The organism is Pseudomonas orientalis (genome assembly GCF_001439815.1).
Taxonomy (GTDB): Bacteria; Pseudomonadota; Gammaproteobacteria; order Pseudomonadales; family Pseudomonadaceae; genus Aquipseudomonas; species Aquipseudomonas orientalis.
Genome location: NZ_JYLM01000005.1, coordinates 189,750 through 209,052 on the forward strand (window position 1 = coordinate 189,750; position 19,303 = coordinate 209,052).

A 19,303-nucleotide genomic window follows, 5' to 3' on the forward strand; every position below is an offset into this window, starting at 1 on the left:
AAGTCGCCTTGTCGAGTGGGTCGGTCATGGCCGCCTCCTGAAAATGAAAAGGGCCCGCAGAGTTTTACTCCCGGGCCCCCGCTTGTTCAATCAAAACGCGTCGGTCAGAACACCACGGTCTTGTTGCCGTGCACCAGGACGCGATCCTCCAGGTGATAACGCAAGCCACGGGCCAGCACCATTTTCTCGACATCGCGGCCGAAACGCACCATGTCTTCGATGCTGTCGCTGTGACTGACGCGCACCACGTCCTGCTCGATGATCGGACCGGCGTCCAGTTCTTCGGTGACGTAGTGGCAGGTCGCGCCGATCAGCTTCACGCCGCGCAGGGACGCCTGGTGATAAGGCTTGGCGCCCACGAACGACGGCAGGAAGCTGTGGTGAATGTTGATCACTTTGCCGGCGTATTCGCGGCACAGTTCCGGCGGCAGGATCTGCATGTAGCGCGCCAGCACCACCACGTCGGCAGCGTGCTGCTTGACCAGGCGCGACACTTCGGCGAAGGCGGGCTCCTTGTCCTGCGGGTTGACCGGCACGTGGTAATACGGGATGCCATGCCATTCGACCATGCTGCGAAGGTCGTCATGGTTGGAGATCACACACGCGATCTCGCAATCGAGTTCATCGCTGTGCCAGCGGTGCAGCAGGTCCGCCAGGCAGTGGGATTCACGGCTGGCCATCAGCACGACGCGTTTCTTCTGCTCGGTGTCGGTGATATGCCAGGTCATCGAAAACTCTTCGGCGATCGGCGCAAACGCCTCACGAAAGGCTTCCAGACCAAAAGGCAACGTATCGGCACGAATTTCGTGACGCATGAAAAACCAACCGCTGAGGTCATCCGAGTGATGGCTCGCCTCGGTGATCCAACCATTATGAGAAGCCAGAAAGTTACTGACCTTGGCAACGATGCCAACCCGGTCCGGGCAAGCAATCACCAGCCGAAAAGTGCGCATTAGGGGGAAACTCCAGAACTTCGCAAAGGCCGCCATTCTAGCGATTGCGCAGAAAAACTGCAGTACTCGTTGTGCCTTATTCTGATCCCTGGCGCTGGCAACACCCCTTAATAGCGTAAGGTTTTACCACCTTTATATGAGCTGACACAGGCACGCTCGGCACTTTGCAGAATTAAGCCGATTGTTTTTAGCGGCGCGCCCGATAATTAACACGACTGCGCAGCACTGCCACAAACATTCAATCTAATTCACCTGAATAGCTGCTTAATTGTTTACTTGGTGAAATTGCCTGACTATTATTAGGCCACGCACCCTGTCAATCAGCGTTCTACATAAGGTAGTCCACATGTCCCTGATCAACGAATACCGCGCCACCGAAGAAGCTATCAAAGAGCTGCAAGCCCGTTTGAAGAACCTGTCGCAAGACGACAAGCTGAAAACCGAGCTGGAATTCGAAGGCAAACTGCGCACCCTGATGGGCGAATACTCCAAATCCCTGCGTGACATCATCGCGCTGCTGGATCCGGAATCGAAAGTTAAAGCACCACGCGGCGCTGTGAAAACTACCGGCACCAAACGTGCTCGCAAGGTCAAGCAGTACAAAAACCCGCACAACGGTGAAGTGATTGAAACCAAAGGTGGCAATCACAAGACGCTGAAAGAGTGGAAAGCCAAGTGGGGCGGTGACGTGGTAGAAGGTTGGGCTACCCTGCTGGGCTAAGCCTGGTCGGTTCTACACCCGATCCGCGACACATTAAAAACGCCAGCTTGCTGGCGTTTTTTATTGTCTGGATGTTTTGCAGTTGCTCGGCTACAGATTCAGGCGGGCCGCTAAAGAGTCGGCATAGTCTTGCCATTCGCCCAGTACCTGACGCTGAAACGATGTCGCACTGTTTTCCAACTCCTTATGGGCCTGCTTAAATGCCGCCAAGGTATTGGGTGCACCCCATACCGGGTCTGACAACCGTTGCTGACAGAAAAGTCTCCAGCGTTCTTGTTCCTCATTGTTCAAGGTTTCAGGAAAGTTACGCGCGCGGTAGCGAAATAATAATTCCGGCAACCGATGATCATCGAACGGCCATTGCTGGCGTCCCAGTTGTGCAGGCTCCGCCAGGCGAACTTGTTCACATAAGCGCCGGTCACGGTCGCCGATAAAACCCTCATAGAGCTGCTGCTCCGGATCCGCATTCGGCGCATATTCCTCCTCGGCGTAAATGCTCGCCAACTTGTCACGCCAAACTTCCTGTGCGTCAGTTAGTCGCAGCGCCCGTGCCTGGCAGACCTCCATATCCAATTGCAGCCGCTCGCGATCTTGCGCGCGCAGCACCTTCAAGGGCGCGACCACCGGACAGCGGTTGATGTGCAGCAACTTGAGCGGCACCGGCAGCTGGCCCTCCGCCAGCGCATCGCGCCGCGTATAGAGGCGCTCGCGCAACGTCTCGGCGTCCAGTTCGAGCAGGGCCTGGGGGTCGAGCCCCAAGTCACACACAATCAATGCATTGCGATTGCGCGGGTGCCAGGCCAGCGGCAAGACGACTCCCAGGTAATGACGCTCGGCGCTGAAACGTCCGGAAATATGCACCAGCGGCTGCAACAACCGCACCTGGTCCATCACCCGTTGCTTGCTACGCAACTGGAACAACCACTCATACAGCCTGGGTTGTTTTTCCCGCACCAATCGAGCCAGGGCGATGGTCGCACGCACGTCAGACAACGCATCGTGGGCCTGGCCGTGGTCGATGCCGTTGGCTTGCGTCAGGCGCTCAAGCTTGAGCGTCACGCGCCCGTCCTGCTCGGGCCACTCGATCCCCTCCGGGCGCAGGGCATAGGCAGTACGCATCACATCGATCAAGTCCCAGCGGCTGTTACCGCCCTGCCACTCGCGCGCATAAGGATCGAAAAAGTTGCGATAGAGGCTGTAGCGCGTCATTTCATCGTCAAAGCGCAGGGTGTTGTAACCCGCGCCGCAGGTACCGGGGGCCGCGAGCTCGGCGTGCACCCGCGTCATGAAATCCGCTTCGGCAAGACCTTTCTGTGCCAGCACCTGCGGCGTAATACCGGTGATCGCACACGCCGCCGGATGGGGCAGGATATCGTCGCTGGGCTGGCAATACAGATTGATCGGCGGGCCGACCTCGTTGAGCTCGAGGTCGGTACGAATGCCGGCTACCTGCAGCGGACGATCGCTGCGCGGGTTGATCCCGGTGGTTTCATAGTCGTACCAGAAAATGGAGGTCACGGGTTGTTCCTGTGCTGAAGACCGGCAAAGTCTAGGCGCTGCAAGGTGTCAGCGGCCAGCGATACCTTTACTGGACAAACATCCAGCAAAATCTTCAAGGGTTGCTTCCCGCCTCGACACTGCTAGCATCCGTCTCTCTCAGTCGCTTCGCACTGCCAAGGATCGCAATGCCAACAGCTCCTCTGGATACCTGCTACCAGATCGAGACCCCCGAGGGTATCGACCTGCCCTTGCGCCCTGCGGGCCTTGCGCCAAGGGCATTGGCCTACGCCTTCGATCTGCTCGCACGTGGCGTAATCATGGGCATCCTGCTGGTGCCCCTGGCGCTGCTTGGCAACCTCGGGCTCGGCCTGGGCTCGCTGCTGCTGTTCCTGGTCAGCTGGTGGTACATGGTGCTGTTCGAAGTGCTCAACCAGGGCTGCTCGCCCGGCAAGCAGGTCATGGGCCTGCGGGTGGTACAGGACGACGGCACCGCCATCGGTTGGTCGGCGTCACTGATCCGCAACCTGCTGCGGTTTGTCGACATGCTGCCGTTCGGCTATTTCTTCGGCGCCATCAGTTGCCTGCAACATCCGCACTTCAAGCGGCTTGGCGACCTGGCAGCGGGAACGCTGGTGGTCTACCGCGAACAGTCGCTGGCCCGCCCGCCCCTACCTCAAGCCACCGCCCTGCGCCTGCCCTTCGCGCTGGAGCTGAGCGAACAGCGGGCGATCCTCGGTTTCGCCGAACGCCAGGCCGACCTGTCCGCCGAGCGGGTGCACGAACTGGCTGCAATCCTCGCCGCGCCCTTGCAGGTATCTCCGGCTCGCGCCGTGGAGCAACTCAACGGTGTGGCCCATGGTTTATTGGGGCCGACATGAAGCAGAGCCTTTTTGAAAGCCGGCACCAGCCGCAATGGCAGTCCTTCGCCGAACAGCTGAATCAGTTGGAGCGAGGCAAAGCCACCGAAGTGGCCGACTTCCCTTATCACTATCGCCGCCTGTGCCAGCATCTGGCCCTGGCTCAGGAGCGCGGCTACAGCAGTTACCTGGTGGACCGCCTGCAACAACTGGCGCTGCGCGGCCACCAGCAACTGTATCGCCATCGCAGCCAAACGACGGCGAACGTACTCGCCTTTATCCTCGCCGATTTCCCGCGTCTGGTACGTGAACAATGGCGCTTCGTACTGATCGCCAGCCTGCTGTTCTTCGGCAGCCTGCTGGGCATAGCGGTGTTGGTCTACCTGTTTCCCGACCTGATCTACAGCATCGTCAGCCCTCAGCAGGTGGCCGAGATGCACAGCATGTACGACCCCGCCGCCAGCCGGCTGGGCCGCGCGGCCGAACGTGCCTCCAGCGAAGACTGGATGATGTTTGGCTACTACGTGATGCACAACATCGGCATTGCCTTCCAGACCTTTGCCGCAGGCTTGTTGTTCGGCCTGGGCAGCGTGTTCTTCCTGGTGTTCAACGGATTGATCATCGGCGCGGTCTCCGGGCACCTGAGTGAAATCGGCTACGGCCAGACCTTCTGGTCATTCGTGATCGGCCATGGTGCCTTCGAACTCAGCGCCATCGCACTGGCCGGCGCGGCAGGCCTGCAACTGGGCTGGTCGCTGATCGCCCCGGGGCCCCTGGCACGTAGCGAATCCCTGCGCCTGGCGGCCCGCAAAAGCGTGCAGATGCTCTGCGGGGTCATGGTGTTCCTGCTGATTGCAGCGTTCATCGAAGCTTATTGGTCATCCACCACGACCATCGCGCCCTGGATCAAATACCTGGTGGGCGGCGCGCTATGGCTGCTGGTGGCCGCCTACCTGATCTTCGCCGGCCGGACTCGCCATGCGCCTGATTGACGCCAGCGTGGTCATCCGCCCCCGCACCTCCTGGGAAGCCATGGACCTCGGCGTACTGATGGCCCGGAAACATAGTGTACTGCTGATGAGCAGCTGGGCTCTGGTCAGCCTGCCTGTGTTCATTCTGCTTACTGCGCTGCTGTGGCAGTACCCGTCATACGCCCTGTTCCTGTTCTGGTGGCTCAAGCCCGCCTTCGAGCGCTTGCCCTTGTACATTCTTTCCAAAGCCCTGTTTGGTGAAACCCCGAGCCTTAAACAGGCCGTTCGCCAGTGGCCACGCCTGCTCAAGGGCCAACTGTTAGCCAGCCTCACCTGGCGCCGGCTGAGCCTGAGCCGCAGCTTCATGCTGCCGGTGAGCCAGCTCGAAGGCCTGGATGGGCCAGTGCGTCAACAGCGCCTGGGCGTACTGCAACAGCGCAATGCAGGTGCCGCGCGCTGGCTGACGATCATCGGGGTGCACCTGGAGATCGGCCTATGGTTCGGGTGCATGGCGCTGTTCTATCTATTCATCCCGGAGCAGGTCGAACTGAATTGGGACTGGCGGCGGCTGGTATTGGCGACAGGCCCGCAGGGGCTGTGGCTGGAACACCTGAGCAACGCGTTCTATGCGCTGGTGCTGGTGTTCTGGGAACCTATCTACGTCGCCTGCGGTTTCAGCCTGTATCTCAACCGTCGCACCGTCCTGGAAGCCTGGGACCTGGAATTGGTGTTTCGAAGGTTGCGCCAACGCCTGAGCAGCGTCGTACCGCTGTTGCTGCTGGCAGCAGGCCTCACCTTGGTGCAACTGAGCCCATCGGCGCTGGCGGATCAAACGGCTGATCCAAAGCCCCTCAGTACCCAGGCGGCCAGCCAGTCGATCAAGGCATTACTGGAAAAGCCGCCGTTCAAAAATCCGCAAACCGTCACCCGTTATCGTTTTGGTGAGGAAAAACCCGCCACGGCCCGCAAAGCCCACGGCGACGGCAAATTACCTGGCTGGCTTCAGCAATTGCTCGACAACCTCAACAGCACCACCTTCAAGCATGTGGCCCAAGGCTTGGAGATAGTGCTATGGAGCGTGATGATTGGCGGGCTGGCGCTGGTGGTGTGGCGCTACCGTGAATGGCTACACACGTTTGTCAGCCGCAGGCGGCGACCGACCGGCAGAACCGCGAGACCTGCGCCTGCCCAGTTGTTCGGCCTGGAGCTGGGGCTTGAGACGTTGCCCGACGACATCGCCAGCGCAGCTGAACAGCTGTGGCCCACGCAGCCGCGGGAAGCCCTTGGCCTGCTGTACCGCGGCCTGCTCAGCCGGCTGCTGCATGAATTCAACCTGCCACTCAAGAGTGCCGACACCGAGGTCCAGGTACTGGAGCGCATTCATCATTTGCAGCAACCGCAGTTGCTGGCATTCAGTCGCGAATTGACCGGTCACTGGCAAAACCTCGCCTATGGCCATCGACTGCCTCCCGGTGCCGCCCAGCAAAAGCTGTGCAGCGATTGGCGCACACTCTTCAGTAGCGGGGCCAGCCAATGACCCGGCCATTACTGTGGATTGCCGCGCTGCTGGCCTGCGTGTTGGGCGGGGGCGGCCTGTATGCCTGGCACAAGGCAATTCCCTATGAGGAAGTGGTGGATCGCGGCCCGTCGCCGGAGGCATTGGCCAATCCTTACCTCGCGGCCGAGCATTTCCTGCGCCAGCAAGGCCTGGCGGTGGCGCATGCCAACGGGCTTGAGCGACTCGCCGACCTGCCCGCCCCAGGCCATAGCCTGCTGTTGCTGGGGGAGCGAGGCAACATGACCCCACGTCAGGTCGAACAACTGCTGGCGTGGGCAAAAGCCGGAGGTCACCTGTTGCTGGTGGCCGAGGCGCTATGGGATGAAGAGACCGGCAAAAGCGGCGACCTGTTGCTCGATCGTCTCAACCTTCGCCAGACCTTGAGTGATGACTTCGACGAGCCGGCGCCACCGCGCCAAAAGCTCGCACCAGACCTCACCAAACTGTACGTCGACAATGAAACCGCGCCGGCGTATTTCAGCTTTGACACCGACTTCAACCTGACCGACCCCGGGCACCTGGCACAGTTTTCAGCCAACAGCGCCAAGTCCAGCCACCTGATGCAACGCGATCTCGGGTCAGGCCGCGTCACGGTGATCACCGACAGCGACCTGTGGAAAACCCCAGGCATCGGCAAACACGACAACGCCTGGTTGCTGTGGTACCTGAACCAGGGCACCGACGTCACCCTGCTGTTCAACAGCGACACGGACGACCTGCTTACCCTGCTGGTCCGTTACTTTCCCCAGGCTCTCGTCGCGCTGGCCGCCCTGGTTGCCCTGGCATTCTGGCACGCCGGCATGCGCCACGGCCCGATCCAGGCGCCGGCGCCCAAGGCGCGTCGACAACTACAGGAGCATTTGCGCGCCAGCGCCGACTTCCTCCTGCGCCGCAGCGGCCAGCGCGCCCTGCTGCAAGCCTTGCAGCAGGACTTGCTGCGCACCGCCCGCCGCCGCCACCCCGGCTTTGAACACCTCGACACGGCAGAACAATGGCAGGTGCTGGAACACCTGACGCGACAACCCTCCCCTATCATCCGCCAGGCACTCGGCGCACCGGCGCTGAAACGGCTTTCCAGCGCCGACTTCAGCCGACAGGTGGCGTGCCTGCAAACCCTCAGGAATGCCCTATGAGCGACTCTCCAATGGCCACAACCCTGAACGCAGAAAATACTATCCAGACCGCCAGCCAGCAGGCCCAGGCCCTGCGCGTTGAATTACGCAAGGCCGTCATTGGCCAGGACGCGGTGATCGATGACGTGCTCACCGCCTTGATTGCAGGTGGCCATGTGCTGCTCGAGGGTGTGCCCGGCCTTGGCAAAACCTTGCTGGTGCGCGCCCTGGCCCGTTGTTTCGGCGGCGATTTCGCGCGCATCCAGTTCACGCCGGACCTGATGCCCAGCGATGTCACCGGCCACGCGGTGTACGACCTGCAGACCGAACAGTTCAAGTTGCGCAAAGGGCCGTTGTTCACCCACCTGCTGCTGGCCGACGAAATCAACCGCGCCCCGGCCAAGACCCAGGCCGCACTGCTTGAAGCCATGCAGGAGCGCCAAGTGACCCTGGAGGGCGAAGCACTGCCCATCGGCGCGCCGTTCATGGTGCTTGCCACCCAGAATCCCATCGAACAGGAAGGCACCTACCCGTTACCCGAAGCCGAGCTGGACCGCTTCATGCTCAAGGTGCGCATGGACTATCCCGACGCCCAACAGGAAGTGGACATGGTGCGCGAAGTGACCCGTTCGTCCAGGGCCGACATGCTCGATGTGCAACCGTTGCGTACCGTGCTGCAAGCTGCAGATGTGGTGCAGATGCAGCAGATCGCCAGCGGCATGCCCTTGGATGAGCAGGTTCTCGACTATGCCGTGCGCCTGGCGCGGGCCACGCGCAGTTGGCCAGGCTTGTCCATCGGCGCCGGTCCACGGGCCTCTATTGCCCTGATTCGCGGCGCCCGTGCCCGTTCGCTGTTGCGCGGCGGCGAATTCGTGACCCCGGATGACGTCAAGGGATGCGCCCTGGCGGTACTGCGTCACCGCGTACGGCTCGCGCCGGAACTGGACATCGATGGCCTGGAGGTGGACCAGGTGATCAAGCAGTTGCTCGATCAGATTGCGGCTCCCAGGCAGTAGCGCCGGCATGAAACCGACCCGTCTGCTCCTGATCTGGCTGGACGTTCTCTTGGCCCTCAACATCCTGCTGGGCGCGTCGATGGCCTTGCAGTTCAAGGTACCCGATACCTTGCACTCAATCGCCTGGGGCCTGCTGTTGGCCCTGCTGTTGCTGGCGCTGCTGGATGCCATGCGATTGCGCCGCCGCCCTTCGGCACGTGTGCACCGGACGCTGCCCGGCAGCCTGGCATTGGGGCGTTGGGGAGAAGTGCGCCTGGCGCTGGAACACGACTATCCACAGCCGCTGACCGTGCAGGTATTCGATCACGTGCCCGACGGGCTGGTTGTGGATAACCTGCCGCAATCCATTGCGCTGCGCCCAGGCGAGCGCGGCGAGTTGGGCTATCGCGTGCGCCCCGTGCGACGTGGGCATTTCAGCTTCAGCCGCTGCGAAATCCACCTACCCAGCCCCTTGGGGTTGTGGTCGGCCCGGCGCTGGCTCGACGTCGCGGACGCCACTCGCGTGTACCCGGATTTCGCGCGTTTATCCGGTGCGCAGTTGCAGGGTGTGGATAACTGGCTGAGCCAACTGGGCGTGCGTCAGCATCAGCGGCGCGGGCCAGGCCTGGAGTTTCATCAATTACGCGAGTTTCGCGAAGGCGACAGCCTGCGTCAGATCGACTGGAAAGCCACGGCACGGCAACGCACGCCGATTGCCCGGGAATACGAAGATGAGCGCGACCAGCAGATTGTGTTCATGCTCGATTGCGGCCGGCGCATGCGCAGTCAGGACGACGAGTTGTCCCACTTTGACCACGCTCTGGATGCCTGCCTGTTACTGAGTTACGTCGCCTTGCGCCAGGGCGATGCAGTAGGGCTGTGTACCTTTGCCTGCGACCAGCCGCGCTATCTGGCGCCGGTCAAGGGCCACGGTCAATTGAACGTTTTGCTCAATGCAGTCTATGACCTGCAAAGCACCCGCAAAACAGCTGACTACGAGGACGCCGCCAGCCAATTGCTGGCTCGGCAGAAACGCCGCGCACTGGTGATCGTGGTCACCAACCTGCGCGACGAAGACGATGAAGCACTGGTGAGTGCGATCAAGCGCATCGGTCGGCATCATCGGGTGCTGATCGCAAGTCTGCGAGAAGAAGTCCTCGATCAACTGCGCCAGGCCCCGGTACAAACCCTGCCTGAAGCACTGGCCTACAGCGGCGCGATTGACTACCTCAACAGGCGCAATCAGTTGCATGACCGCTTGGGTGCCCATGGGATGTCAGTGTTGGATAGCCTGCCGTCAACGTTGGGCGCCGCATTGGTGACGCGTTATCTGCGCTGGAAAAAAGCCGGCGTGTTCTGATTGCAAGCGCACGGCCACGGTGCACATAGCTGCCATGGTCGATTGCACCTGCTACTCAGACGGAAGCCTGTAAAGGATCGAAACTGAAGTAATGCAACAAAGCGCCGATCAGTTGTGCGTATTCTTCGCATGCCTGAAGCACGCGAAAACCTGAGTCGTAATGCTGCGGGTTGACGTCTTCACGGCTCCACAGACAGGTCGCGGTAAGGTCAACAGCCTGAAATTCGCCGTTCGGCCCGGGAATCTTCAAGCGCAGCTCGAAGTCTGCGCCGATCATCATCGGTAACTGGCTGATCAGCATCAGCCCGTCTTCGGAAACGTCGCCCAGAAAACCGATTGGCTTATCCGTAAGCCGATTGAACACCTGCAAGAAATAAGGCAGCTGATGCCGTTCGATCCGTCGTTCGATAAACATGATGAGGTTGCCATCCCATAAAGCCAGTGATTCCATCGCTCGCTCTCCCTGGATATCGGTGTGACAAGCGGTCGCCGTCACGAGACAGCTGCCGAATCCGGGCGTTGCATTCTTTTGAATAGAAAGTTGTACAAACAGACATTCAAAGAATAGTCCAAGTCTGGCAACAGGCCAGTCTTATCAGGCGACAAATTTCACTACAGCGACGCAGGCCGCGGCTGTGCCGCACTTGCGCCAGAGTAATGCCCCAACTGGCGCAGGGTATCGAGCCGGGCACGCGCACGGTAAGCGTACTCGCTGGACGGGTATTGGCTGATGATGAATTGATAGGTTTGCGCGGCATCGACGAACAGTTTCTGCCGTTCCAGGCACTGCCCGCGCAGCATCGAAACCTCGGGTTGCACATAACGACGGGTACGGCTTTCGCGGTCGACCTGGGACAACTCCAGGGTAACCCGCGCGCAATCACCCACCCCATAGGCACGGTAAGCGTTGTTCAAATGGTGGTCCATCGACCAGCGGGTGCAGCCGACAACACTGACGGCCAGGGCGGCAACGAGCAAAATTCGCATGGGGGTTCTCCTGTCTTGTGCAGTGTATCGACCCCTTGTCGAAAATCTTCAAGGGTGTTCGCCTTTCAACCGCAGCAAAAACAAGCCGATCGTCAATAAGTAGTGCAAACGAACAATGACTACAGCGAAAGAGCATAGTAGCCTTCCCCAGCGCTTGAACTCAGGAGTCTGTGCATGTCCGTTCGTCGTACCAAAATCGTCGCCACCCTAGGCCCGGCCAGCAACTCGCCGGAAGTCCTCGAACAGCTGATTCTGGCTGGTTTGGACGTTGCCCGTCTGAACTTCTCCCACGGCACCCCGGACGAGCACAAGGCTCGCGCCAAGCTGGTGCGTGACCTGGCCGCCAAGCATGGCCGCTTCGTGGCGCTGCTGGGTGACCTGCAAGGCCCGAAAATCCGTATCGCCAAATTTACCAACAAGCGGATCGAGCTGAAGATCGGTGACAAATTCACCTTCTCCACCAGCCACCCGCTGACTGACGGCACCCAGGAAGTGGTCGGCATCGACTACCCGGACCTGGTCAAGGACTGCGGCGTCGGCGACGAACTGCTGCTCGATGACGGCCGCGTGGTCATGCGCGTCGACACCGCGACCCCGACCGAACTGCATTGCACCGTGATCATCGGCGGCCCGCTGTCCGACCACAAAGGCATCAACCGTCGCGGCGGTGGCCTGACCGCACCGGCCCTGACTGAAAAAGACAAGGCCGACATCAAGCTCGCCGCCGAAATGGAAGTGGACTACCTCGCCGTGTCCTTCCCGCGCGACGCCGCCGACATGGAATACGCGCGTAAACTGCGCGACGAAGCCGGTGGTACCGCCTGGCTGGTAGCCAAGATCGAACGCGCCGAAGCCGTGGCCGATGACGAAACCCTCGATGGCCTGATCAAGGCTTCCGACGCCGTGATGGTTGCCCGTGGCGACCTGGGCGTGGAAATCGGCGACGCCGAGCTGATCGGTATCCAGAAAAAGATCATCCTGCATGCACGCCGCCACAATAAAGCGGTGATCGTTGCGACCCAGATGATGGAGTCGATGATCCAGAACCCGATGCCGACCCGCGCCGAAGTGTCCGACGTGGCCAACGCCGTGCTCGACTACACCGACGCCGTGATGCTCTCGGCTGAAAGCGCCGCCGGCCCGTACCCGCTGGAGGCCGTCCAGGCCATGGCGCGCATCTGCGTCGGCGCTGAAAAGCACCCCACCAGCAAGACCTCCAGCCACCGCATCGGCAAGGTTTTCGAAAGCTGCGACCAGAGCATCGCCCTGGCGGCCATGTACACCGCCAACCACTTCCCGGGCGTCAAAGCGATCATCGCCTTGACCGAAAGTGGCTATACGCCGTTGATCATGTCGCGCATCCGCTCCTCGGTGCCGATCTACGCGTTTACCCCGCACCGCGAAGCCCAGGCCCGCGCGGCGATGTTCCGCGGCGTGTACACCATTCCCTTCGATCCGGCCTCGCTGGCACCCAACGAAGTCAGCCAGAAAGCCATCGACGAGCTGGTCAAACGCGGCGTCGTTGAGAAAGGCGACTGGGTCATCCTGACCAAGGGCGACAGCTACCACACCACCGGTGGCACCAATGGCATGAAGATCCTGCATGTGGGCGACCCGCAGTTCTGAGTGACAGGCTGAAAAAACAAAAGCCCTGCCATGAGAATGGCGGGGCTTTTTGCATTTAAGGCGTCATCCCGGTGTGGTATCTACACAACTGCCATTCGCAGCCCCCGACGCTAACCACGATGCGAAGCGAGCCGCTCATGATCTTGATCTTGATCTGCTTTTGATCTTAAGCGCCCCGTCAAACCACGCTGGCCGGAATTCGCCATGGATTTGGGGGGTAAACCGGCAGGGATGCCGGTTTAGCCGCCCCGCGCCATGGATGGCGCGTGGCGGCGGCCCCCCAAATCCATGGCGGATTACGGGCACACCGAGCCTAAGCGAGGTGCCGAGTGGTGGGGCAAGAGCGTTTTGCTTACTTTTGCGCTTTTCAAAAGTGAGCCGCCGTAAGGGCGGAACCCATAGCAGCCGTTACCGCAGAAACGGATATGTACTCGGTCCGATCCAACATTCTGGTCGGCCCAGAGGCCGCCATCGGGGGCAAGCCCCCTCCCACAGTTAATCGCGTACACCCGCAAAGCATGTGCTCGCCAGCCAGCGTTCAACCACGGGGCAGGAACACATCGGCCAGCAGTTGATTACGTGGCAGCCCCGCCAGGAACAAGCGTTTGGAAAAGGCCTCGACGCTGTCAGGATGCCCGCAGACCAAGGCCAGCGTTTGCCGCGAAACAAGCCGCAGTTGCGCCAATGCCTGGTCCAACCGCGCCCCCGTCCACAACTCCACGGTCAGGCTCGAATGGCTGGCGGCCAGGGCCGCCAAGGGCCCGGCCAGGTAATGCCCCTCGGCATCATGCGCCAGGTGAATCACGCGGATGGCGCCTTGATGATCCTGGCGCAGTGCCTCACGCAACACCCCCCACAACGGACCCAGCCCGGTACCGGAGGCCAGCAGCCACAGCGGCCGCGTATGCCAGTCCGGATCGTAATGCAGCGCCCCGCCGCGCAATTCGCCCAGGCGCAGACGATCACCGATGTTCAGCTGTCGCGCCGCATTGCTGAATTCACCAGGCAGGCGACAATCCAGATGAAACTCCAGGTACGGATCCTCCTGCGGCAAACTCGCCAGGGAATACGGCCGCGCCACCTGCCCCGCCCACAACACCAGGTGCTGCCCGGCCCGGTACCGCAGGCCGCGCTCGGGTTGCAGGCGCAGACGCAGCACCGATGCCGTCAGCCAATCGGCGCCCACTACCTGGGCAGCCAGACCGTCGCGCACGGGATCAAAGGCTTCGACCCGCAGATCGCCTTCAACCTGGCACTGGCACGCCAGGCGCCAGCCGTCCTGGCGTTGCGCTGGGCTTAACGCTTCAGGTTGAAGGTCCTGAACCTCGCCCTGGCAGCGTACCAGGCACGCATGGCAACTGCCGGCGCGGCAACTGTAAGGCACGGCCACACCCGCCTGGTTCAAGGCATCCAGCAGGTTGCTGCCGGTGGCGACCGACCAGTGGCGTTCGCCGACGTGCAGTTCAGGCATATAAAGGCTCTATCAGAAGGGACGCGCACAGGGAATCATGCCTGCGACAGTTTGACCATAGTCGGGTGTATCGGCCACCGCCACGGGTTATACTGCCGCGCCTTTTTAGCGTCGCGCCTGCACCAATGGCGTGCCTGTGGAAGGTGGCTTCAGCCGACCGATGCAACACTGAAGTCACCTTTATTGAATGTTCCCTTATAGAGGAGCGCGACTCATGACCGTGATCAAGCAAGACGACCTGATTCAGAGCGTTGCCGACGCCCTGCAATTCATTTCCTACTACCACCCGGTTGATTTCATCCAGGCAATGCACGAGGCCTATCTGCGCGAAGAATCGCCGGCCGCCCGTGACTCCATCGCCCAGATCCTGATCAACTCGCGCATGTGCGCCACCGGCCACCGCCCGATCTGCCAGGACACCGGTATCGTCACCGTGTTCGTGCGCGTGGGCATGGACGTACGTTGGGATGGCGCCACCATGGGCCTGGACGACATGATCAACGAAGGCGTGCGTCGCGCCTACAACCTGCCGGAAAACGTGCTGCGCGCCTCCATCCTTGCCGACCCGGCAGGGGCGCGTAAAAACACCAAGGACAACACTCCGGCGGTGATCCACTACTCCATCGTCCCGGGTAACACCGTGGAAGTGGACGTGGCGGCCAAGGGTGGCGGCTCCGAAAACAAGTCGAAAATGGCCATGCTCAACCCGTCCGACTCGATCGTCGACTGGGTGCTCAAGACCGTCCCGACCATGGGCGCCGGCTGGTGCCCGCCCGGCATGCTGGGCATCGGCATCGGCGGCACCGCTGAGAAAGCCGCGGTGATGGCCAAGGAAGTGCTGATGGAATCCATCGACATCCACGAGCTGATCAAGCGCGGCCCCTCCAACCGTATCGAAGAGATGCGCCTGGAGCTGTTCGAGAAGGTCAACCAGTTGGGCATCGGCGCCCAGGGCCTGGGTGGCCTGACCACCGTGCTCGACGTGAAGATCATGGACTACCCGACCCACGCCGCTTCCCTGCCGGTGTGCATGATCCCCAACTGCGCCGCCACCCGTCATGCGCATTTCGTGCTCGACGGTTCGGGCCCGGCATCGCTGGAAGCGCCACCGCTGGACGCCTACCCGGAAATCGTCTGGGAAGCCGGCCCATCGGCCCGTCGCGTCAACCTCGACACCTTGACCCCGGAAGACGTGCAGAGCTGGAAGCCGGGCGAAACCGTGTTGCTCAACGGCAAGATGCTCACCGGTCGCGATGCCGCGCACAAGCGCATGGTCGAGATGCTGAACAAGGGCGAAACCCTGCCGGTAGACCTCAAGGGGCGTTTCATCTACTACGTCGGCCCGGTTGATCCGGTGCGCGAAGAAGTGGTTGGCCCGGCAGGCCCGACCACCGCGACGCGGATGGACAAGTTCACCCGTCAGATCCTCGAACAAACCGGCCTGTTGGGCATGATCGGCAAATCCGAGCGCGGCCCGACCGCCATCGAAGCGATCAAGGACCTCAAGGCCGTGTACCTGATGGCCGTAGGCGGCGCCGCTTACCTGGTGGCCCAAGCCATCAAGCAATCGCGCGTCGTCGCTTTCGCCGAACTGGGCATGGAAGCGATCTACGAGTTCGACGTGAAGGACATGCCGGTCACCGTTGCGGTGGACAGCAACGGCGAGTCGGTACACATCACCGGTCCTGCCATCTGGCAGAAAAAGATCAGTGAGAGCCTGGCGGTGGAAGTGCAGTAAGCACCTCCCTCCAAGGATAAAGGCGACTACGGCCCCACGGCCCAGTCGCCTTTTTTCATGATGAGTGCAGTCAAATGTGGGAGGGGGCTTGCCCCCGATAGCGGTTAGTCAGTTCCAGATAGGCTGACTGGCATACCGCTATGGGAAGCAAGCCCCCTCCCACACAAGCCCCCTCGCTGCACTACCCAATGGCTCATGGTATGGTGCTCGCCCCTTACCGGCCTGTTCATCATCGTATGATCGCGATCCCTCGCCCCCTGCGCCTGACGTTCTACTCCCTGCTGATCATCGCCGGTGCGGTACTGGCCGCCGCCCTGGCCACGCGCCATGCCGAACGCCAGGCCCTGGTGGACGATGCCGCCCGCGCCAACCAGCAGCTCACGCTCTATGGCAACTCACTGCACACCCTGATCGAACGCTACCGCGCCCTGCCCGCCGTGCTGGCGCTGGACTCGGAGATGATCAACGCCTTGAAAGCCCCGCTGGATGCCGCCACCCAGGACCTGCTCAACCGCAAGCTGGAACGCATCAACAGCGCCGCGCAGTCTTCCACTCTGGAATTGATGGACCGCACCGGACTGGCCGTGGCCGCCAGCAACTGGAAGCTGCCCAGCAGTTACGTGGGGCACAACTACGCCTTCCGCCCGTATTTCAGCCAGACCTTGAGCCAGGGCACCGGGCGCTTTTATGCCGTGGGGGTGACCACCGGCATCCCGGGCTACTTCCTCTCCAGCGCGGTGGTCGATGAACACGAGCAGTTCCTTGGCGCCATGGTGGTCAAGCTGGAGTTTCCCGAACTGGAACGCGAATGGGCCCAGGGCAATGACTTGCTGCTGGTCAGTGATGCGCGCGGCATTGTGTTTATCGCCAACCAGCCGGGCTGGCGTTATCGCAACCTGCGGCCGTTGTCCGAGAGCGACCTGGCTGAACTCAAGGCCACCCGTCAATACGACAAGAAGCAACTGCAGCCGCTGGAAACCCGCACCTTGCAGCGCTTCGACGACAACAGCCACTTGATGCGCGTCAACGGCCCCGACGGCAGTGCCAACTACATCTGGGAATCCTTGCCGCTCAAAGCCGAAGGCTGGACCCTGCACCTGCTGCGCAAACCCCAGTTCCCTTTTGAAGACCAGCGCAACGCCGGCCTCGCCGCCGCGGGTTCCTGGCTGGCCCTGGTGTTCCTCGTGCTGTTCCTGAGCCAACGTTGGCGTCTGGCGCGTCTGCGTCAACGCAGCCGCGAAGAGCTCGAACAATTGGTGGAAGAACGCACCCAGGCCCTGCGCACCGCCCAGGACGGCCTGGTGCAATCGGCCAAGCTGGCGGCACTGGGGCAGATGTCCGCCGCCCTCGCCCACGAAATCAACCAGCCGCTGACCGCGCAACGCATGCAACTGGCAACGCTGCGGCTGTTGCTCGACCACGGCCGCGTCGACGATGCCTACAAGGCGCTCACCCCGCTGGATGACATGCTCACGCGCATGGCCGCGCTGACCGGCCATCTCAAGACCTTCGCCCGAAAAAGCCCCAGCGGCCTGCGCGAACGCCTGGACCTGGCCACCGTGGTCGACCAGTCCCTGCACTTGCTCGACGCGCGCCTGCGCGATGAACACATCGGTGTAGCGCTGGACCTGACTCGCCCCGCCTGGGTACGCGGCGACGCGATTCGCCTCGAACAAGTGCTGATCAACCTGCTGCGCAACGCCCTGGATGCCATGGCCGACAAACCGCGCAAACGCCTGGAAATCCGTTTGCACGCCGACCAGCAGCTCTGGCAGTTAAGCGTCAGCGACAGCGGTGGCGGGATTGCCGAAGAACATTTGAACAACGTATTCGACCCCTTCTTCACCACCAAGCCTGTGGGCGACGGGCTCGGCTTGGGGCTGGCGGTGTCCTACGCTATCGTGCACGAACTGGGCGGACGCCTGATCGCCGGCAACCGGGGCGACGGCGCAGTGTTTACCTTGACCTTACCCGTCGCGCTGGAGACGCCCGACCTATGTTGAATGCGGTGATTGTGGTTGATGACGAAGCCAGCATTCGCACGGCCGTCGAACAATGGTTGAGCCTGTCGGGGTTTGCGGTGCAGTTGTTCAGCCGTGCCGAGGAATGCCTGGCGCAGTTGCCCAGGGACTTCCCCGGCGTGATCCTGAGTGACGTGCGCATGCCCGGCCTCAGCGGCCTGGAGTTGCTGGCCGAAGTGCAACGTCGCGATGCCGACTTGCCGGTCATCCTGCTCACCGGCCATGGCGATGTGCCGATGGCGGTGGACGCCATGCGCGACGGCGCCTACGACTTCCTGGAAAAACCCTTCAGCCCGGATGCCCTGCTCAACAGCCTGCGCCGAGCGCTGGATAAACGTGGTCTGGTCCTGGAAAACCGCCGCCTGCACCAGCAGGCCGATCATCGCGCACAACTGGAATCCAGTCTGCTGGGGGTGTCCCGCAGTTTGCAGAACCTGCGACGCCAAGTGCTGGACCTGGCCACGCTGCCGGTCAATGTGCTGATCCGTGGCGAGACCGGCAGCGGCAAGGAACTGGTCGCCCGCTGCCTGCATGATTTCGGCCCACGGGCGAAGAAGCCGTTTGTGGCGCTCAATTGCGCGGCCATTCCCGAGCAGTTGTTCGAGGCCGAGTTGTTCGGCCATGAAAGCGGCGCGTTCACCGGCGCTCAGGGCAAGCGTATCGGCAAGCTGGAATATGCCCACGGCGGCACGCTGTTCCTCGATGAAATCGAAAGCATGCCCCTGGCCCAGCAGGTGAAATTGTTGCGGGTGCTGCAGGAGCAGAAGCTGGAGCGGCTGGGCTCCAATCAAAGTATCCAGGTGGATTTGCGCATCATTGCCGCCACCAAGCCGGACCTGCTGGAAGAAGCCCGCGCCGGGCGTTTTCGCGAAGACCTGGCGTATCGCCTGAACGTCGCCCAACTGCGCCTGCCACCGTTGCGCGAGCGGCGCGAAGATATTCCGCTGCTGTATGAGCATTTTGCGCAAAGCGCCGGCGAGCGTTTGGGCCGCCGTGTCGAGCCCTTGAGCGGGCCGCAATTGGGGCGCCTGCTCAGTCATGACTGGCCGGGCAACGTGCGCGAGCTGGCCAACGTCGCCGAGCGCCAGGTACTGGGACTTGGCGAGCCGGAACCCGAGGGTGTCGAAGCCGGGCAATCGTTGGCGGCGCAACAGGAAGCCTTCGAGGCACATTGCCTGAAAGCCGCGCTGACGCGGCATAAAGGCGACATCAAGGCGGTGCTGGCTGAGCTGCAACTGCCGCGTCGGACACTCAATGAGAAGATGCAGCGGCATGGGTTGGTAAGGGAGATGTTTCTCTAGCGGTCTTCCGGTCGCCATCGGGGGCAAGCCCCCCTCCCACATTTTGATTTGTGAACATATTCAAGTGTGGGAGGGGGCTTGCCCCCGATGAGGTCAGCAGCCATAAGCGGATTTCCGCTCATCACTTGAAAA

16 protein-coding genes are annotated in these 19,303 nt (G+C 61.7%); 11 read left to right on the forward strand and 5 right to left on the reverse strand.

Annotated elements, in window-relative coordinates; translation table 11 throughout:
• Positions 1–104: 104 nt before the first annotated feature.
• Positions 105–953 (reverse strand): formyltetrahydrofolate deformylase, encoded by an 849-nt coding sequence (purU, locus tag TU82_RS14540; RefSeq protein WP_057723859.1) that lies wholly within the window; start codon positions 951–953, stop codon positions 105–107.
• 346 nt (positions 954–1,299) lie between these two features.
• Here purU and mvaT point away from each other — a divergent pair, with 346 nt between their 5' ends.
• The gene (mvaT, locus tag TU82_RS14545; protein ID WP_003175830.1) at positions 1,300–1,674 is read left to right on the forward strand and encodes a histone-like nucleoid-structuring protein MvaT; all 375 of its coding nucleotides are present in this window, start codon (positions 1,300–1,302) and stop codon (positions 1,672–1,674) included.
• A gap of 90 nt (positions 1,675–1,764) precedes the next feature.
• Here mvaT and sbcB read toward each other — a convergent pair whose 3' ends face one another.
• Positions 1,765–3,192, reverse strand: a complete 1,428-nt coding sequence (gene sbcB, locus TU82_RS14550) for an exodeoxyribonuclease I (protein ID WP_057723860.1) — start codon at positions 3,190–3,192, stop codon at positions 1,765–1,767.
• Positions 3,193–3,359: 167 nt separating this feature from the next.
• On the opposite strand from sbcB, the gene TU82_RS14555 reads away from it, so the two are divergent.
• From TU82_RS14555 to TU82_RS14580, 6 genes are read left to right on the forward strand one after another with little or no spacing between them, the layout of a single operon-like run.
• A complete protein-coding gene (locus TU82_RS14555) occupies positions 3,360–4,052 on the forward strand; it encodes an RDD family protein (RefSeq protein ID WP_057723861.1) in 693 nt (230 codons plus the stop codon).
• Positions 4,049–5,023, forward strand: a complete 975-nt coding sequence (locus TU82_RS14560) for a stage II sporulation protein M (RefSeq protein ID WP_057723862.1) — start codon at positions 4,049–4,051, stop codon at positions 5,021–5,023. The genes TU82_RS14555 and TU82_RS14560 overlap by 4 nt, the downstream gene beginning before the upstream one ends.
• Positions 5,010–6,539 carry a DUF4129 domain-containing protein gene (locus tag TU82_RS14565; protein WP_057724087.1) on the forward strand — a complete coding sequence of 510 codons (1,530 nt, stop codon included), beginning with the start codon at positions 5,010–5,012 and terminating at the stop codon, positions 6,537–6,539. Before TU82_RS14560 ends, TU82_RS14565 begins: the two co-directional genes overlap by 14 nt.
• On the forward strand, positions 6,536–7,693 hold the full coding sequence (locus TU82_RS14570) for a DUF4350 domain-containing protein (protein ID WP_057723863.1): 1,158 nt from the start codon (positions 6,536–6,538) through the stop codon (positions 7,691–7,693). The genes TU82_RS14565 and TU82_RS14570 overlap by 4 nt, the downstream gene beginning before the upstream one ends.
• Positions 7,690–8,688 carry an AAA family ATPase gene (locus TU82_RS14575; protein WP_057723864.1) on the forward strand — a complete coding sequence of 333 codons (999 nt, stop codon included), beginning with the start codon at positions 7,690–7,692 and terminating at the stop codon, positions 8,686–8,688. The genes TU82_RS14570 and TU82_RS14575 overlap by 4 nt, the downstream gene beginning before the upstream one ends.
• 7 nt (positions 8,689–8,695) lie before the next feature.
• Positions 8,696–10,027 (forward strand): DUF58 domain-containing protein, encoded by a 1,332-nt coding sequence (locus TU82_RS14580; protein ID WP_057723865.1) that lies wholly within the window; start codon positions 8,696–8,698, stop codon positions 10,025–10,027.
• A gap of 55 nt (positions 10,028–10,082) precedes the next feature.
• On the opposite strand, the gene TU82_RS14585 is transcribed toward TU82_RS14580, so the two are convergent.
• Both TU82_RS14585 and TU82_RS14590 read right to left on the reverse strand, forming a co-directional pair.
• Positions 10,083–10,442, reverse strand: coding sequence for a PilZ domain-containing protein (locus tag TU82_RS14585; protein WP_057724089.1), 360 nt, complete (start codon positions 10,440–10,442; stop codon positions 10,083–10,085).
• 197 nt (positions 10,443–10,639) lie between these two features.
• Positions 10,640–11,014, reverse strand: a complete 375-nt coding sequence (locus TU82_RS14590; RefSeq protein WP_057723866.1) for a tetratricopeptide repeat protein — start codon at positions 11,012–11,014, stop codon at positions 10,640–10,642.
• Positions 11,015–11,188: 174 nt separating this feature from the next.
• Here TU82_RS14590 and pyk point away from each other — a divergent pair, with 174 nt between their 5' ends.
• Complete coding sequence (gene pyk / locus TU82_RS14595; protein WP_057723867.1) at positions 11,189–12,640, forward strand: pyruvate kinase; 1,452 nt, start codon at positions 11,189–11,191, stop codon at positions 12,638–12,640.
• 538 nt (positions 12,641–13,178) lie between these two features.
• Here pyk and TU82_RS14600 read toward each other — a convergent pair.
• Positions 13,179–14,111 (reverse strand): iron-sulfur-binding ferredoxin reductase, encoded by a 933-nt coding sequence (locus tag TU82_RS14600; protein ID WP_057723868.1) that lies wholly within the window; start codon positions 14,109–14,111, stop codon positions 13,179–13,181.
• Between the two features lie 214 nt (positions 14,112–14,325).
• Between TU82_RS14600 and TU82_RS14605 the strand changes: the two genes are divergently transcribed.
• The 3 genes from TU82_RS14605 (at position 14,326) to TU82_RS14615 (ending at position 19,171) form a co-directional block, all read left to right on the forward strand.
• Positions 14,326–15,849, forward strand: a complete 1,524-nt coding sequence (locus TU82_RS14605; RefSeq protein ID WP_057723869.1) for a fumarate hydratase — start codon at positions 14,326–14,328, stop codon at positions 15,847–15,849.
• Positions 15,850–16,085: 236 nt separating this feature from the next.
• Positions 16,086–17,852, forward strand: coding sequence for an ATP-binding protein (locus tag TU82_RS14610; protein WP_057723870.1), 1,767 nt, complete (start codon positions 16,086–16,088; stop codon positions 17,850–17,852).
• On the forward strand, positions 17,846–19,171 hold the full coding sequence (locus tag TU82_RS14615; protein ID WP_057723871.1) for a sigma-54-dependent transcriptional regulator: 1,326 nt from the start codon (positions 17,846–17,848) through the stop codon (positions 19,169–19,171). Before TU82_RS14610 ends, TU82_RS14615 begins: the two co-directional genes overlap by 7 nt.
• The last annotated feature ends 132 nt before the right edge of the window (positions 19,172–19,303 follow it).